Raw genomic sequence first — 16,980 nt, 5'->3', positions numbered from 1 at the left:
TTAGAATATAAATTAAAGTTGGACAATCTTCAGATTGTTCAGCTTTTTTTTAGTTTGTACTGCTTTCTTATTAATTTTTCTTTTCTAGATCTATAGCATTATCTACATTTAAGAGTTCTAATTTATAGAGCTACTATTTAACCATTGTTTTTATATTTGTAGTATACAAACTATCTATTATGAAAAGACTCGTTACAATTGCAATAATTAGTTTACTTTTTTTAAGCTGCAAAACAGAACCAAAAAGAACAGATTTTATTATTAACGGAACGGCTAAAAACATCTACAATGGTGTGCGCACTTATTTAAAAGTGAAACAGCAAAATGGAAGAACAAGAGTCATTGATACAGCTATCGTTGTTAATGAAAAATTCACTTTTACAGGTAAGGTATTAAACCCTACACTTCATTTAATAACTGTAAATTCTGTAAAAGGAGAGTTAGATTTTATGCTAGAAAATAATCAGATTGATATAACTATTAACAAATCTGATATTACACAATCTACAGTCGTTGGTTCTAAATCTAATGCAGACTATAAAACGTACAATGATAATCTACAAGAATTAAATAAAGAAGCTGAGGCTTTAAAAATGCAATTAAGAAATAGAACAACAAGAGATTCTATTTCTAAACTTTATACCATAGTGCAAAATAAACAAAAAGAAGCACCTTTAAATTTCATTGATAAAAACAGAAGTAGCTATTACAGTTTAGTTTTAATAAAACAAAAAAACTCTAAAGACAATACAAACATCGAAGACTATATTGAAGCTTTTAACAAACTAGATGCTGATATACAAAACTCTCCTGAAGGTGTTGCCATTAAAATAAATCTCGACAAAGCATTGGCTGATTACTTAAAAACAGCTCAAATTGAAATAGGTAAAGTAGCACCAAATTTTGAAGCTCCAAATCTTGATGGTAAAATGGTTAGTCTCAATGATGTAAAAGGTAAAGTGACCATTATAGATTTTTGGGCCGCTTGGTGCGGACCTTGCCGTCGCGAAAACCCTAATGTGGTTAGAATCTACAACAAATACCATGATCAAGGACTAGAAATTATTGGGGTATCTTTAGATGGAACACGCAATCAAAAAGATCCTAAAAACGCTTGGCTAAACGCAATTAAAACAGATAAATTAACTTGGACGCATGTTTCTAATTTACAATATTTTAAAGATCCTATTGTAGAACTTTACAATGTTACAGCTATACCGGCCACTTTTATCTTAGATAAAGATGGTAAAATTGCAGCTAAAAACCTTAGAGGAAGAGCATTGGAATTAAAAGTGCAAGAACTTTTAAAATAAACATCAAAAAAAGCCTTTAAAGAAAATTTAAAGGCTTTTTTTTTATGTCAATAAGTTAATAAAATTCTAAATAGAAAAGTTAAGCCAATTCTAATTCGGGAATTTTAACAGCTATCAATTCTTCTTTATTTATCTGAAGTTCTTCTTGAATAGTTTTATATTCTGAAGAAACTGAAGCTACAAACACATCTTGATAGTATGCAATACCATCGAATAAATGGCTTTTAAAAGCATTCCATTTTTTTATTTGTTTAGCAGAAAGATCTTCAGACATAGTCTCTATTTCATTTTTTAAATAATCGATATACATCTTTAATTCTTTAACAAACATATTAGGACGCTTAGCATTAGAAAGTACAGATGCATTTCCATTAATATGCTTCATCATTTCAAACAAAGAGACTTCCTTATCAAAATAAGCTAAATTAGGACCAGGGCATATAACAACGCCTTGCTCCTGCCCTTTTATGCTAATCTCATTTTCTAAATAAGAGGCATTTGCTAAACCTACACAAAGACAAGCTTTCTCGGTAATTTTAGCTTTTGCATTAGCATAAGCTTTTGAAGATAAATCTGCTTTTTCAGATTCTAATGCTTCCAATTTAATATCCTGATATTTCTTAGAAGCTGTACAAATCCCTTCGGCTCCAAACTCTTTACTTAGAGCCAATAATTTTTTAGGACAAGAACTTCCTGCTTTATCATTATCAATACGTTTTTGTTTATGAAATTCATTAGATGTACCTTTAATAGTGTTAAAAGGAACTCCTAAAGGTGATATTCCGCTTAAATACAAATCTTTTTCTTTAGCGTTTGCTAATAAATCTCGTGTTACTTTATCTACAGAGGTGGCTTCTGGCACTAATAAAAACGGTGTTCCCCAACCTACAGAATCAACATTATAATTATCAAGTAAAAAAGATTGCTCATCAGCAGTACCAACTCCTCCTTGAACAGTAATTTTCAACTCTAAAGGTTGCTCTGGTATTACCAATTCTTTTTGACTTAAGCCTTTTACATAAACTTCATAAGTATCGTTTATTAATTCTGATTTTTTAGTTTTAAATTCCTCTAAAATAGGACCTAATAAAAAACCTTCGGTAGCAAAAGCATGTCCGCCACAGTTTAATCCCGATTCTATTCTATATTCTGAAACCCAAAGTCCTTTTTTTGCTAAAAATTTTCCTTGAATCGTTGCAGAACGATAATCACTAACTTTTAAAATGATTTTCTTTTTTAATTGTCCATTTGCATCAGGAAAGAAGTCTTTAAAGTTCTCAAAATAACTGTACAGTCGTGGATTCATTCCTGCAGAAAGTACTACAGAAGAACTTAGGTTACTATTAGCAAATCCTCTAAGTGAAGCATGAGCATCATTAAACGCGGTTGGAAGTTGTTCCCCTTTTTCAAAATTATCTTTATCAACTTTGGTCATGATGTTAACATCAATATCCCCTGCTTTTAAATGTGTTTCTAAATAAGCTTTAATGTGGTCCTTAAACGCTGCTCCTTCTTGTAATAAGTTAGAAAGCCCTTCTTTAAAGTCTGACTTATGCGGTAAGGTTGAAATAAAGTTTTCTAAAGCCAATTTACTTTCCGATAATTCAGCTTTAAACTTTGAGAATTTGTCTTTTACAATGGTATCCGCTAAGTTTAAATAGGACGTAATACGTTCTGCACGATAGTCGTGTGCCTTTTTTGTTATTTCTTTATATGGTAAGTTGAATTTCTTACTATAAAAAGCATTCATTTTTTCTACAAGCTCGTCATCTATAATAGATATTACAGACGAAATACCATATTGAGCCACTCTAATTGGGCTATCTATAGTATAAGCTAATCCCATAACTGGGATATGAAAATTATGTGTTAGGTGAGATGAAGCCATCTTTTTTATTTTTAAAATTAGATAAGCTACGAATATAGACTCATCACTTTCTAAAAAACATGACAATTGTCATACAACCTCAACCTTTATTTAATAAGCTAACACTTAATTAAGTTTCCCTGTTTTATAGAGTACAAAAAGAATAATGATAGGGATTGCCAAAATACCAACATGCAATAAATCGGTTTTAAATAGGCTTGGCATCATTATTAATGTCACCACATAACCACCAATAGCACCACCAAAGTGAGCATCATGTCCTATATTACCAATTCTATTTTTCATTCCATATATTGAATAAAGTAAGTAACCAATACCAAATATATAACCTGGAATAGGGATTGGTATAAACATCATATATAAACTCATTTGTGGCTGAAGTAAAATAGCGGCATATAAAATTCCGGTAACAGCTCCACTAGCTCCTATTGCACTATACCAATCTTCATCTTTATGAAAATAAAGCGAAAGTAAGTTTCCAAATATTAAACTCGCCATATAAATAATAACAAATTTAACAGAACCTAATTGCATAATTACAGCATCTGCAAACATGTAAAGTGTAAACATATTAAACAATAAATGTGTAATATCTGCATGTAAGAATCCAGAGCTAATCATTCTTATTTGCTCACCGCGTTTTATGCTCCCAACATTAAATTTATAGCGTTCAAAAAACATACGATCACCAAATCCTTTATAGGAAAAAAGAGCGTTTGCAACAATGATTACTATTGTTACGATACTTAAATTATACATAAATTCTAAATCTTATAAATCAAATATAATATATTTGCGCCTTAACACTAACATAGTTTAATGCAACTTATTGCTTACATCATAATCTACCCAATTCTTTGGCTAGTTTCTATATTACCTTTTAGATTACTCTATGGGCTTTCTGATGTTATTTACTTTTTAATTTACAGAGTTATAGGCTACCGTAAGTCTACTGTAAAAGAAAATCTAAGATTGGTTTTCCCTGATAAATCAGAAAAAGAAGTCTCTAAAATAACGAGTCAGTTTTACCATCATTTTTGTGATATGATGGTCGAAGCTATAAAATCATTAACAATTACAGAAGCGCAAATGAATAAACGCTTCAAATTTACCAACGTAGAACTTATTAGTGATTTAGAAGCAAAACAACGCAGCATCATTTTAATGTGTGCACATTATGGAAGCTGGGAATGGATTTTCATTTTACAAAAACACGTAAAACATAAAGGTTATGCTGTTTATAAACGTTTAGCCAATAAGCATTTTGATAAATTAGTAAAACGCATTAGAGCAAAATACAACTCACACCTCATCACCACTAAGGAAACTTATAAAGTTCTTTATGATAGTAAGAAAAAAGGTGAATTAACAATTAACGGATTTGTATCTGACCAATCTCCAAAAGCAACCAAAGCCTTTCATTGGAATGAATTTATGGGTATAAAAGTACCCATGTACGTAGGTGCTGAAATATTAGCAAAAAGATTGGATATGGCTGTTGTATTTTTTAGTGTAAAACGTATTAAACGCGGTTATTACGAAACAACTTTTAAAACAATTACAGAACACCCAAAAGAATTTAAGGATTACGAAATCACCGATTTATTTTTCAAATTAGTAGAAAAAGAAATTCTTGAAGCACCCCAATATTACCTTTGGACTCATAAACGATGGAAACACAGAGATAAAGTACCTGCTAAATTCCTTTAATTAATCCCTTTACAAAAAGAATCTAAGCGTAATTCTACTTATAAGAGGCAAAGACTATTTTAGTATTTAAACTAGGTTTTCTGCAGCAGTCTCGGGTTTCTGTAAATTAGTTTTTCATTTTAAAATAAAAAATCAAACTTTACTTCTTATTTTTTTTCTCCGTACTTCTTGTGTAAACTCTAAGAATCTTTGTGAAAGTATTTTTCTCAAAAAATATCAAAGTAAAAAGCTTAGTTCTTACAACTCAAACCAAGCATCTACATTAGTCGCTTTACAATCTACATTAGCTATAGACTTGTGAATAAATTCATTATTGCATTTAGAATAATCATAATCCTTAGCCCAATCAATATGATTTTTAGCTAAGTCTGCAATACTATTGCAAACATATTCAATTTCAGAATTTGTAGTTGTTGGATGAATAGACATACGAATCCAACCTGGCTTGCGTACTAAATCTCCAATAGAAATCTCATTAGTTAACTCATTAGACATTTGCTGATCTACATGAAGTAAAAAGTGACCATAAGTACCAGCACAACTACAACCACCACGTGTTTGAATACCAAATCTGTCATTCAATATTTTTACAGCTAGATTGAAGTGTAAGTCATCAATGTAAAATGAAATTACCCCTAAACGATCTTTATGTTGACCAGCAAGAATATTGATATTAGAAATACCATCTAACTTATCAAAAATAATAGCGACCAACTCATGCTCGCGCTTTAAGATATTATCGACTCCCATTTGTTCTTTTAAACGAATAGAAAGTGCTGTTTTTATAGTTTGAAGAAATCCTGGTGTACCACCATCTTCACGGTCTTCAATATTATCGATATATCTGTGTTCTCCCCAAGGATTCGTCCAACTTACAGTTCCACCTCCTGGACAATCGGGAACCATATTTTTATATAGTTTTTTATTAAATACTAAAACACCTGAAGTTCCTGGTCCTCCTAAAAATTTATGAGGTGAAAAGAAAATAGCATCTAGTTGTGCTGCTTCATCTTCAGGGTGCATATCCATAGCAACATAAGGTGCAGAACAAGCAAAATCTACAAAACAGACACCTCCATGTTGATGCATCAGTTTTGCCACATCATGATGAGGAACTTGAACTCCTGTAACATTAGATGCCCCAACAACAGAAGCGATTTTAATGGTACAATCTTTATATTGATGTAATAATACTTCTAAATTCTTCAAACAAAATAAACCATCTTCATCTGGCGGAACCACTTCAACTTTTGCTACAGTTTCTAACCATGTGGTTTGATTAGAGTGGTGTTCCATATGCGAAATAAAAACCACGGGGCGCATTTCATCTGGAATCGTTGTAAAGTTTTTTAAATTCTCAGGAATTTTTAATCCTAATATTCTTTGAAACTTATTAATCACGCCAGTCATACCATTTCCTGAGCAAATTAAAATATCATCCTCATTAGCATTAACGTGATCTTTAATAATATGCTTCGCTTTATGGTAGGCTTTTGTCATTGCTGTACCAGACACTGTAGTTTCGGTATGTGTATTGGCCACAAAGGGTCCAAAATCGTTACATAACTTTTCTTCAATAGGTCGGTATAAACGACCAGAAGCTGTCCAATCGGTATAAATGATTTTTTGTTCACCAAAAGGTGATTCAAACATTTGATTTTGACCAATAATATGTTGTCTAAACTGACTAAAATAAGTTTCTAATTCAGTTACTTTATTTGTGCTTGTTTCTAAAATCATCATTCTATCACTTTACCAATTAAGACCTATCTTAATCTTTTTTATTACTCTAGCTTTAATCTAATTCAATCTAATATCTCAAGACTAGATATTAGCAATCGTTTTAATTTCTGCAATAAAACGATCAGCTAAAATATCTGCAGCTTCTTGGCTTGGTGCTTCTGTATATATTCTTATTATAGGTTCTGTATTACTTTTACGTAAATGCACCCAACTATCTGCAAAATCAATTTTCACACCATCAATAGTCGTCAGTTTTTCATGACTATAATTAGCTTCCATAGTACTTAAAATTCCATCGACATCTAACTCTGGTGTTAATTGAATTTTCTTTTTACTCATATAGTAGTTAGGATAAGAAGCACGTAACTCACTTACTTTTATCTGTCTTTCTGCTAATAAGCTTAAAAATAGAGCCACACCAACTAAAGCATCTCGTCCGTAATGTGATTCTGGATAAATAATACCTCCATTACCTTCTCCTCCTATAACAACATTATTTTTCTTCATCAATGTTACAACATTTACTTCGCCTACAGCACTAGCTTCGTAAGTTCCTCCATACTTTTCTGTAACATCTCTCAACGCTCTTGTAGAACTCATGTTACTTACTGTATTTCCTGGGTTTTTACTTAAAACGTAATCTGCACAAGCAACTAAAGTGTATTCTTCACCAAACATTTCACCTGTTTCATCCATAAAAGCCAAACGATCTACATCAGGATCTACAACAATACCAAAATCAGCGTGTTCTTTTACAACTGCTTTTGCTAAATCGCCTAAATGTTCTTTTAAAGGTTCTGGATTATGAGGAAAATGCCCCGTTGGGTCACAATATAATTTAACAGGCTCTACACCTAAACGTTCTAATAATAAAGGAATAGCAATTCCTCCTGTAGAATTTACGCCATCAACAACCACTTTAAAGTTAGCAGCTTCAATAGCTTTTTTATTTACTAATGGTAATTTTAAAACCTCATCAATATGTAAATCAATGTAAGCATCATTCACCGTAATTTTCCCTAAGTCATCTACCTCTGCAAAATTCATAGCATTAGAATCTGCGATTTCTAAAATCTTCTGCCCCTCAGATCCATTTAAAAATTCACCTTTAGCATTTAAAAGCTTTAAGGCATTCCATTGTTTTGGATTATGACTTGCTGTTAAAATAATTCCTCCATCTGCATGTTCCATAGGCACAGCAATTTCAACAGTAGGCGTTGTAGATAAGCCTAAATCAATAACGTGAATTCCTAAACCTACTAAGGTATTCATTACCAAGTTCTGAATCATTTCTCCAGAAATACGTGCATCACGACCAACAACCACAATATAATTATCCTTACTGCGTTGCTGCTTTAACCACGTTCCATAAGCTGCTGCAAATTTAACCGCATCAATTGGAGTTAAATTATCATCAACAGAACCTCCAATAGTTCCACGAATTCCTGAAATAGATTTTATCAATGTCATAAAGAATATTTTTTTACAAATATAAAGAGATATCCCCTTTTTAACGATTTTGTTATTATGAATTTGTAATTTCGAAAGATGAACTTTCTAGCCCATATATACCTCTCAGGAGACCACAAACTTATCACTATTGGAAACTTTGCTGCCGATGGTGTAAGAGGTAATAAATACAAAACCTACCCTAAAGAAATTCAAGCGGGTATTATGTTGCATCGGCATATAGATACTTTTACAGATGCACATCCTCTTTTTAGACAGTGTACAAAAAGACTACATAGAGGTTATGGGCATTACAGTGGTGTGATTGTCGATATATTTTTCGATCATTTTTTAGCTAAAAACTGGAAAACGTACTCTGACGTTCCTTTAGAACTTTATATATCTAACTTCTATAAAAACCTCATTGAAAACCTTGACAATTTACCTCCAAGATTTCAAGCCTTAACTCCAATTATGATCGAAGATAATTGGCTACTTAGTTATGCTACTATTGAAGGCATTCAAAAAGTATTAAATGGAATGAATAAAAGAACTGAAGGCCGTTCTAAGATGAATGAAGCAGTCAATGAACTCAAAGAATTTTATGAGGACTTTGAAGAAGACTTTACTTTGTTTTTTGAAGACTTAATGGAATTTAGTCGCTTAAAACGGATAGAAATAAAAAATCAATTCAAGATATAAAGCTCACTACTTAAAAAAACAAAAATTTCATTAGCCTCATTATTTTATCTTAAAATTATTAATATAATAATATAATGACATTTATTACATATATCTACAAATACCACTGTATTAATAATTAATTTTATGGTTTTTAACAAAAAAAAGACACAATTTTAAATATATTTAGCTTTTTTTTAAACAAAAACCAACTAACTAAAATTATGATAAAAATCTTTACCCCTCTTTTATGCTTACTCTTAGCTTTTTCAACTAATATGTTCGCACAACAAATCGATCAATCTAACTACTCTATACAATCCTACAGTACCGATAACAACTCGACACCAGTTGCAAACGCTTTTGATGGAAATACTTCTACTTACTGGGCTATTTATGATGCTGGTGGATTTTCACTACCCGCATATGTTGAAGTTGATTTAGGAGCAACTCATGACGTAAATGGCTTTAGCTACACACCTAATGCAAATAACTTAGAAAGAAAAGCCGTTGGATACGAGATTTATCTTAGCACTGATGGATCAACATGGGGAACCCCTGAAAGTGTAGGTGATTTTGTATGGGCAGACCTTTCAGATGCAGCCCAAAAAGATATAACTTTTGGAGCCGTATCCGCAAGATATGTCAAGGTTGTATATACCTCAAACAATAGTGACACAACAGACAATACTCATACAGCTGAACTTATTTTTTATGAAAGTTCTACGGGATCTACACAAGAAAATCAAACCATAGCCTTTAATCCAGTAGAAAATAAAAGTTCTACGGCTGCACCTTTTGCTATTTCAGCTTCAGCAAGCTCTGGTTTAACAGACATTACTTATAGCGTTGAATCTGGACCTGCAACAATCATTGGTAACACCGTGACTTTAACTGGTGTTGCTGGTATAGTTACTTTAAAAGCAGAACAAGCAGGCGATTCAAATTATTATGCTGCTGAAGCCTATCAACAGTTTGAAGTTTTAGATCTTAGCACTTATTACCCTACAGTCTCAACTCGACTAACAGAAGATTACTCTTTAGAAATGCCTTCTTTTTATGCATACCCTATCTATGTAACATCGTCTATAGAAGAACCTGATTTTATGACTATAGATTACGTAGAAATTTCAGTTGATGGAAATCCTATAACCATTGTTGGAGAAGAAGGCTTACATTATGGCCTATGGACACCAACATCATATGGCACAAAAACCGTAAATATTACCGTATTTGGCACTAACGGTAACAGTACTACAATTACAAGAAACATAAATGTTACTGATGTTATTAACACCCAAAATGTTCAAACAATGGAAGACGTGGTAATAGAAATTGGTACTGAGAATAGTCAGTTTTATTATGGTACACATACCTTACCTCAGCATATTGGTAGTTATGATGAAATCATTGCAAATTTAACAGTTGAGTGTCCTTCTGATGATGGAGATTGTGATGATTGGGATCGTAGAGCTAACATTGATGTTATGGGACCTGATGGTAACTGGATACAAATAATTCGTTATATAACACCTTATGGAGTTGGATGTAATCACACCATAGATTTAACAGATTACGCTAGCTTACTTCAAGGAGAAGTAGAATTTAGAATGTATATTCAGACCTACGGAACGGGAGGTTGGCAAATATCTTTAGATTTTGACTTTATACAAGGTACTCCAACCTACTTATATTCAAACATCGATGAATTGTGGGACGGATCATGGGATTTTGGGGACCCTAGCAATTTACAACCTGTTGATGTTATAAATTATACTTACGATTCTAACATTTTAAGTTCTCACTTACGTTTATCCACTACAGGTCATGGTTGGGGAGATAACAATACAAGCAATGCTGCAGAATTTTATAACGCTACGCATTATATAGATGTTGATGGCGTACCAAATTATACGCAAAACTTATGGAATACATGTAATCCAAACCCAGACAACTGTACTGGTCAATTAGGTACTTGGACGTATAGCAGAGCCGGATGGTGTCCTGGTGCAATTTCTCCTCCAGACATTATTGATATGACAGCTCAAATTGCTAATAGTACTGTAGATTTTAGTTATAGATTTGATCCTACTTACGTAGATTATTGTCACCCTAACAGCGAAGATTGTATTTCAGGAACGACTTGTACGGACTGTGATGATGGTTTTAAAGCTCAATACGTTATAGATGGTCAACTTATCAACTTTAGCAATACGCCATTAATACAAGGAACACTAGGTATAGAGGAAGTAAATAATACAGCTACGTATGAATTATTAGCATACCCTAATCCTTCTACGGGAGTATTTCAAATATCTAGCCCAAGTACTATAGGTAAATCTGTAATGCACATACAAAGTGTTTCTGGTGAAATAGTGAAAAGTTATTATTTAAATTCTGCTGCGGAATTAAATAATAAAACTTTTGATTTATCTTCAGTAGCTTCAGGTGTTTATTTTATTAGTATAGAAAACAATGCTGGTCAAGGTAACTTGAAGCTTATAATACAATAAGGTAAATTATCTAGTATTTATAAATTATAAAACATCGTTAAGATTAATCTTAACGATGTTTTTTTTATACCTTTTTAACCATTAAATTCCCTCTAATTCATTTAAAGCTTACAATAAAACAATGCTAGTTTTCTATTCTTACTGTACCTTTACATACTTAAATTTAGTACTCTTATAACGATAACAAAAATACTTTCACATATGAAAAAGACATCTAAACTAAAAAAAGTTTTAAAAATAATAGGAGGCATCATTGTCTTTTTCACTTTACCTACTCTTCTACTCTTTGGATTTCTATACTTTAAATACAATGAAGAATTACCCACAGGACAACAAGGAGCTAAGGCAGATCAATTAGCAATACAAATGCTTAATGCTTTAGATGAAACAGCTTATATAAACACCGATTATTTAGAATGGACTTTTAAAGGAAGACATCATTATAAATGGTATAAATCTGATAATAAGTGTGAAGTGAGTTGGGATCAGATTACTGTAATTCTAGATTTAAAAAATCATGATAATTCTAAAGTTTTTGTAGCAGAACAAGAATACAATGGTATAGAAAAGCACGATTATATACATAAGGCTGAAGGTTATTTTAATAATGATTCTTTTTGGCTTGTTGCACCCTATAAAGTATTTGATGCTGGTGTAGAACGTAGAATAGTTGCTACTAAAAACAATAAAGAAGCGCTTTTAGTTACTTATACTTCAGGTGGATCTACACCTGGTGATTCTTATTTATGGCATTTAGATGAAAACTATAAACCAAAAAGCTTCCAAATGTGGGTAGATATTTTACCAATTAAAGGTTTAGAAGCTACATGGGAAAACTGGACAACTACAGAAAGTGGCGCACAACTTCCAACCTTTCATAAGTTTCTTGTTTTAGGTATTGAAATGGATAATGTTACAGGGGTGAAATTATAAATGAAGTAGTCATTATAGTGTTTTTAAACTAAAAAAAATAAAATTGTTACTCCTCACTTAGTATTCATATTTAAATATTCAAAAACCAAGTTATTCCACTGTATATTAACATCATAAATGAACACTTTTTTTAAATTGTTAAGAATTGCTAAAAGTATTAAATCAGGTGAAAAATCTTAGTATTTTTGACCTGATCAACAATTTAAACGCGATTAATTATGAAAAAACTATTTTTTACACTTTTATGCTTCGGTATATTTTTAACAGCTTCAGCCAATAATACTCCAAAAATCGGTGATGTTTTAATCGTTAAAACCCCTTCTACAGAAAGTTTTAAACACATTGATTTTCCGAAGGCAAATATTTTAATAAAAAGAGGTGTAGTAACACGTTACAAATCAGTATTCAATGAAGCCGTAGTTATAGAAGAAGTTAACATAAAAAATAACGGATCTACTTCTGTAGTTTTAAAGAAAAAAGACGGCACTAAATTCTTTGGATTTTTAAATAAAGTGGAAGCTAATTACGAAAAAGCAATCAATGCAGGTGAACTTGAAATCCTTAAATAACTAGGCTTATTTTCACTTATAAACATAAAAAAACTTAGCCTAAATAATAGACTAAGTTTTTTTGTATTAATAAAGTACTTCAATAAGAACTTTCAATTTTATTAAACGTAAAACTTACATTTTACACATTCTTATACCATAATTCTATTGTTTTACAACTCTAAAACTATGTTGTCCTTCTTCAGAAAACAATTTTACAATATAAACACCTGAGGTAAATTCAGATAAGTCTATCTGTAATTGAGAAGCTTCTGTATTTCTACGTAAAACCTCTTGCCCTACTATATTATAAACTGTTACACCTGTTAAATTAGATTTGTAATTGATGTTTAAAACATCTTTTGTAGGATTAGGATAAACTGCTAAAGCATTACGCTCAAAAGTATCGGTACTTAAGGTTGCTAAGTTTAAAGTAAAATCTAATGCCTGACCGTAACCTGGCTCAACAACTTCTCCAAAAACATCAAATGTTATACCACAAGCGTCTACCTCTGCTAAAGAAGCTGGATATCCATCTGGATCTGGATCCGTGTAAGTTTTAGTAATTCTAATACGCGTTTCACCTAAAACAGCATCTGTAGGGATTGTAATATCTAAAGACACAGATACACCATCCGTGCCATCGGTATCAAATAGAGTTCCAACGGCGTAAACTTCACCTTCATCATCTAATATATCATTATGGTTCCAATCTATAAAAGCAACAATATCAGTTTCAAAATCACCTTCGGTATTTCCTGTGACAACTAAAGCATATGTTTCATCTGGAGCTACATTAGCAGCAAAAGAAGTTGCGTTTATCAAAACAGAACTTAAGTCTGTATTTACAATACTAGCGTCTGCAAAACTCACCGTTGAGATTTCTTCTACTATAACTTGTGCTTCATCTGCAATCTCGCAGTATGGAGCTGGAAACGTTTGTGCTTGTGCGCCTATAGCTAATAATAAGGCTGTTGCTAAAGTAATTTTCTTCATATGTTATTATATTTATAAGGTTAACTAGCAATTTATGATAAAAAAACACCACTTCTTCAAATCAATCCTATTTTAACAAAAACAAATATTTTAACACATAAACCAACAAAAACACAAAACTCTCATTATATATATATAAAACGTAACAATCACCTGAGTTTACACCTTCAAAACATATCGGTTTTCACTTCTTCTTCCGTTTTGATTTTTCTTCATTAAGCTTTACATAAATCAATTTTGAACGTCCCTTGGAATCTTCACGACGTTCTATTTCAAAATCAGGAATAGAATTAATTAAAGGTGTTAATTTTTGAAAACCGTAGTTACGTGAATCAAAATTAGGTTGTTTCTTCTGCAATAAACTTCCAACATCGCCTAAAAATGCCCAACCATCATCATCCGCAACATCATCTATAGTAGTTGCTATAAAATTAATTTCTTTTTGAGTGATGGTGTCATAATCACTTTTAGGAGATGTCGGAGCTGTACTAGATTCTGAAGGGAGATCTTCTCGCTGATTTTTAAGAATCTCTATGTAGATAAATTTATCACAGGCCACAATAAATGGACTTGGGGTTTTCTTTTCGCCTATACCATAAACCGCCATCCCAGCTTCTCTTAATCGAGTAGCTAAACGTGTAAAGTCGCTATCACTAGACACCAAACAGAATCCATCTACTTTTTCTGAATATAGAATATCCATAGCATCTATAATCATTGCTGAATCTGTAGCATTCTTCCCTGTTGTATAACCATATTGTTGTATAGGTGTGATGGCGTTTTCTAATAAAACGTTTTTCCACTTAGACAAATTAGGCTTTGTCCAATCTCCGTAAATACGTTTTATAGTTGGATTACCATATTTTGCAATCTCTTCCATCATTTCTTTTACATAAGCAGACGGTATGTTGTCTCCGTCTATAAGCACGGCTAATTTTATATCCATAATAAGTTATTGATTTATATTTTATTTGTAACTAAAGATACTTCCTCTAACGCAAAAAAACCACTCCTAATGAAGTGGTTTTATAAATTATTGATAAGATTTTAAGTACGACTCGCCTTTTTAGCTTGTTTTGCCGCCTTTTTCTCTTTAGCTGATAATGTAGCTTCTTTTTTTACATTTTTCTTTGAATCTTGTGATTTTGACATATTGATAACGTTTTAAGATTTCTTCGTTTTATGAAAGTTAAATGTAGTAAAAAGAGCAATACAAATCCTTTTGTAGAAGACTTGTTTTAATTATAAATTTTATATGTTTTTTTTCACTCTATGCCATTAAAAAAAAGCCGTAACAAACTATGTAAAGACTAAAATTAAAGTTTTACAAAAGAATTATAGTAATGAGAATTAACCTTCATTATTAAATAAACAAAAACATATCGTCTTCATTAGACGTTGTATTTGCATCTAAAGTTTCTACATCATAAAAAGGATCGTTAAAACTCTCTTCTTTAGGATCTAATGTTGTTTTCTGTAGCCGGTTTCTAAATTCTTCCAGTAGTTTCATAGTGCTTTCTCGTTTTATTTTAAATATACGGATAAAAACACAGTATTGGATGTTTTAAAAGTACATAAAACGCCACATATCAAATATTTAGCATTCTATTAACATTTAGATTGTATTACAGAAACATTTAACCTAAAATTTAAACAGAAGCACCAAGTTTAATACTACTGAAGTCCTGTTTCAGTAGTTACCTTTTTCCATATCAATTCACTGTTAAGTAGAAAACTTCCTATGTAATCGAAATTACAGTCGCTGGGTGCAATAATGGACAAAAAAGATTCTTCTTTTTTGTCACGGTATAAATGATAAGTTTCCCCTACAATAGGTTCAAAAGCATAGCGTGCATTATAAACTAAATTATTATACTCTAACTCTTCCATCATTTTTTCATAGGCTGCTTTAAGCTCTAAATACTTGGCTTTAATTTGCTTATTTGCCTTGTTTACGTTTCTGGTTTTCCAAGATGAATTATCTGTCACTTGAATTGCTGGTGCCCCTACGCTAGTTGCATATGGCTTTAATGCGGCATCGTACCGTTGTGTATCTTCATTAAATACAACTTGATCTGGTTTCTTGGATTTAGACATAAATTAAAAGGCTTTATACAAAGGTAAAACTCATTTAGGGCTCATAAAAAGGAATAGGCTATATTTTTTTATTAAATTTAGAACCTTAATATATTTGACTAAAATGAGCTTTACAAAAAAAATAGGTCCCTTAAACCTTTTTATGTTAGCACTATGTGCATTAATTATTGTAGTTGCCGAGTATTTATTTTTAAGAGGAGATGAGCTTCATGCTATCTTTATCGGACTATGGGCACCAACACTACTGGGATTAGTAATTTTTATAAAACAGATCTTAAATGGAGGCAAATGAAATAATTTTCTCATTCTCGTTATTTGTATCCGTATGTGTGGTCATTTGGGCCATACTGTTGATCCGTACTTATTACAAGATTGACCGTAAAGAATAGTGTGGTTTACTATACTTAAATTTTTAGCAAAAAAATGTGGTACTTTATTATAGCACCACATCTTTTTTTAATTTTATATTTTAAGATTAAATCATTTTAAAATCTAGAAGCAACTCACCTTCAATAGAAGCTTCTAAATGATCTCCTTTAACCACTAATCCAGTTCCACTAGCCGGAGTTCCTGTAAAGATAACATCACCTTCTTCTAGCGTCATAAATGAAGATACATAAGCTATAATTTCTTTAAAACTATAGATCATAAGACTTGTAGTTCCTACTTGTTTTTGCTCACCGTTAATTTTTAAGTCGAAATTAATCGCATTTAAATCAGGAAAATCAGATACTGGTTTAAAAGCCGACATAGGTGATGCTCCATCAAACCCTTTAGCTAATGCCCAAGGTCCTTTGTTTTCTCTACTTGCACTTAATACATCTTTAGCTGTATAATCAATCCCTACGGCTAATTCTGAAATGTAAGATTCTGCATCTTCTAAAGTGATGTCCTTACCTCGTTTTCCTATTTTAGCTACAAGTTCAACCTCATAAGCTAACTGATTTGTAATCTTAGGAAAATCAATATTCTTATTACCCGTTACCAAACTAGAATCTGGTTTAGTAAATATGGTTTGAGCTCCTGTTTTTATAGCGCTTATTTCAGATTTATCGTTGACGTAATTTTTACCAATACCTATTATTTTCATGTTATTTTTAGTTTAATTT

At 31.7% G+C, this 16,980-nt stretch carries 15 protein-coding genes; 6 read left to right on the top strand and 9 right to left on the bottom strand.

The features are described 5' to 3' along the window. Positions 1-179: 179 nt before the first annotated feature. A complete protein-coding gene (locus H0I32_RS14455; protein WP_246293633.1) occupies positions 180-1,313 on the top strand; it encodes a TlpA disulfide reductase family protein in 1,134 nt (377 codons plus the stop codon). A 79-nt stretch (positions 1,314-1,392) separates the two neighbouring features. On the opposite strand, the gene H0I32_RS14450 is transcribed toward H0I32_RS14455, so the two are convergent. Further along, entirely contained in the window at positions 1,393-3,201 is a 1,809-nt protein-coding gene (locus H0I32_RS14450; RefSeq protein WP_179314333.1) for a hypothetical protein, read from the bottom strand. Between the two features lie 105 nt (positions 3,202-3,306). Next, positions 3,307-3,960 (bottom strand): rhomboid family intramembrane serine protease, encoded by a 654-nt coding sequence (locus H0I32_RS14445; RefSeq protein ID WP_179314334.1) that lies wholly within the window; start codon positions 3,958-3,960, stop codon positions 3,307-3,309. A 60-nt stretch (positions 3,961-4,020) separates the two neighbouring features. Between H0I32_RS14445 and H0I32_RS14440 the strand changes: the two genes are divergently transcribed. Further along, the gene (locus H0I32_RS14440; RefSeq protein WP_179314335.1) at positions 4,021-4,911 is read left to right on the top strand and encodes a lysophospholipid acyltransferase family protein; all 891 of its coding nucleotides are present in this window, start codon (positions 4,021-4,023) and stop codon (positions 4,909-4,911) included. A 237-nt stretch (positions 4,912-5,148) separates the two neighbouring features. Here H0I32_RS14440 and H0I32_RS14435 read toward each other — a convergent pair whose 3' ends face one another. Then, positions 5,149-6,654, bottom strand: coding sequence for an aminotransferase class V-fold PLP-dependent enzyme (locus H0I32_RS14435; RefSeq protein WP_246293634.1), 1,506 nt, complete (start codon positions 6,652-6,654; stop codon positions 5,149-5,151). Between the two features lie 81 nt (positions 6,655-6,735). Next, on the bottom strand, positions 6,736-8,124 hold the full coding sequence (gene glmM / locus H0I32_RS14430; RefSeq protein WP_173588547.1) for a phosphoglucosamine mutase: 1,389 nt from the start codon (positions 8,122-8,124) through the stop codon (positions 6,736-6,738). A 78-nt stretch (positions 8,125-8,202) separates the two neighbouring features. Here glmM and H0I32_RS14425 point away from each other — a divergent pair, with 78 nt between their 5' ends. The 4 genes from H0I32_RS14425 to H0I32_RS14410 all read left to right on the top strand — a co-directional run bounded on the left by H0I32_RS14425 (position 8,203) and on the right by H0I32_RS14410 (position 12,799). Further along, entirely contained in the window at positions 8,203-8,805 is a 603-nt protein-coding gene (locus H0I32_RS14425) for an ACP phosphodiesterase (RefSeq protein WP_179314336.1), read from the top strand. 203 nt (positions 8,806-9,008) lie between these two features. Beyond that, positions 9,009-11,297 (top strand): discoidin domain-containing protein, encoded by a 2,289-nt coding sequence (locus tag H0I32_RS14420; protein ID WP_179314337.1) that lies wholly within the window; start codon positions 9,009-9,011, stop codon positions 11,295-11,297. Between the two features lie 201 nt (positions 11,298-11,498). Beyond that, a complete protein-coding gene (locus H0I32_RS14415) occupies positions 11,499-12,230 on the top strand; it encodes a hypothetical protein (RefSeq protein ID WP_173588544.1) in 732 nt (243 codons plus the stop codon). Positions 12,231-12,448: 218 nt separating this feature from the next. After that, positions 12,449-12,799: a hypothetical protein gene (locus H0I32_RS14410; RefSeq protein ID WP_179314338.1), complete on the top strand. Its 351-nt coding sequence runs from the start codon at positions 12,449-12,451 to the stop codon at positions 12,797-12,799. Positions 12,800-12,943: 144 nt separating this feature from the next. On the opposite strand, the gene H0I32_RS14405 is transcribed toward H0I32_RS14410, so the two are convergent. The 5 genes from H0I32_RS14405 to H0I32_RS14385 all read right to left on the bottom strand — a co-directional run bounded on the left by H0I32_RS14405 (position 12,944) and on the right by H0I32_RS14385 (position 16,961). Continuing rightward, on the bottom strand, positions 12,944-13,774 hold the full coding sequence (locus tag H0I32_RS14405; RefSeq protein ID WP_173588542.1) for a T9SS type A sorting domain-containing protein: 831 nt from the start codon (positions 13,772-13,774) through the stop codon (positions 12,944-12,946). A gap of 184 nt (positions 13,775-13,958) precedes the next feature. Continuing rightward, positions 13,959-14,720 (bottom strand): NYN domain-containing protein, encoded by a 762-nt coding sequence (locus H0I32_RS14400; protein ID WP_173588541.1) that lies wholly within the window; start codon positions 14,718-14,720, stop codon positions 13,959-13,961. Between the two features lie 417 nt (positions 14,721-15,137). After that, a complete protein-coding gene (locus tag H0I32_RS14395; protein ID WP_173588540.1) occupies positions 15,138-15,284 on the bottom strand; it encodes a hypothetical protein in 147 nt (48 codons plus the stop codon). A gap of 164 nt (positions 15,285-15,448) precedes the next feature. Next, the gene (locus H0I32_RS14390; protein ID WP_179314339.1) at positions 15,449-15,871 is read right to left on the bottom strand and encodes a DUF2452 domain-containing protein; all 423 of its coding nucleotides are present in this window, start codon (positions 15,869-15,871) and stop codon (positions 15,449-15,451) included. A 475-nt stretch (positions 15,872-16,346) separates the two neighbouring features. Beyond that, entirely contained in the window at positions 16,347-16,961 is a 615-nt protein-coding gene (locus tag H0I32_RS14385; RefSeq protein WP_173588537.1) for a fumarylacetoacetate hydrolase family protein, read from the bottom strand. Positions 16,962-16,980 lie beyond the last annotated feature (19 nt).

This window comes from Winogradskyella sp. HaHa_3_26 (assembly GCF_019278425.1).
In the GTDB taxonomy this organism is placed as follows: domain Bacteria; phylum Bacteroidota; class Bacteroidia; order Flavobacteriales; family Flavobacteriaceae; genus Winogradskyella; species Winogradskyella undariae.
Note: the sequence above shows the minus strand (reverse complement) of the source record. Positions and strands in the feature narration are given on the sequence as shown.

Bases quoted from the DNA above. Each gene is read 5' to 3' on its own strand.
- H0I32_RS14395 (WP_173588540.1), bottom strand. From the start codon at position 15,284: ATGAAACTACTGGAAGAATTTAGAAACCGGCTACAGAAAACAACATTA.
- glmM (WP_173588547.1), bottom strand. From the start codon at position 8,124: ATGACATTGATAAAATCTATTTCAGGAATTCGTGGAACTATTGGAGGT.
- H0I32_RS14420 (WP_179314337.1), top strand. From the start codon at position 9,009: ATGATAAAAATCTTTACCCCTCTTTTATGCTTACTCTTAGCTTTTTCA.
- H0I32_RS14410 (WP_179314338.1), top strand. From the start codon at position 12,449: ATGAAAAAACTATTTTTTACACTTTTATGCTTCGGTATATTTTTAACA.
- H0I32_RS14435 (WP_246293634.1), bottom strand. From the start codon at position 6,654: ATGATGATTTTAGAAACAAGCACAAATAAAGTAACTGAATTAGAAACT.
- H0I32_RS14425 (WP_179314336.1), top strand. From the start codon at position 8,203: ATGAACTTTCTAGCCCATATATACCTCTCAGGAGACCACAAACTTATC.
- H0I32_RS14450 (WP_179314333.1), bottom strand. From the start codon at position 3,201: ATGGCTTCATCTCACCTAACACATAATTTTCATATCCCAGTTATGGGA.
- H0I32_RS14455 (WP_246293633.1), top strand. From the start codon at position 180: ATGAAAAGACTCGTTACAATTGCAATAATTAGTTTACTTTTTTTAAGC.
- H0I32_RS14400 (WP_173588541.1), bottom strand. From the start codon at position 14,720: ATGGATATAAAATTAGCCGTGCTTATAGACGGAGACAACATACCGTCT.
- H0I32_RS14390 (WP_179314339.1), bottom strand. From the start codon at position 15,871: ATGTCTAAATCCAAGAAACCAGATCAAGTTGTATTTAATGAAGATACA.
- H0I32_RS14385 (WP_173588537.1), bottom strand. From the start codon at position 16,961: ATGAAAATAATAGGTATTGGTAAAAATTACGTCAACGATAAATCTGAA.
- H0I32_RS14405 (WP_173588542.1), bottom strand. From the start codon at position 13,774: ATGAAGAAAATTACTTTAGCAACAGCCTTATTATTAGCTATAGGCGCA.
- H0I32_RS14415 (WP_173588544.1), top strand. From the start codon at position 11,499: ATGAAAAAGACATCTAAACTAAAAAAAGTTTTAAAAATAATAGGAGGC.
- H0I32_RS14440 (WP_179314335.1), top strand. From the start codon at position 4,021: ATGCAACTTATTGCTTACATCATAATCTACCCAATTCTTTGGCTAGTT.
- H0I32_RS14445 (WP_179314334.1), bottom strand. From the start codon at position 3,960: ATGTATAATTTAAGTATCGTAACAATAGTAATCATTGTTGCAAACGCT.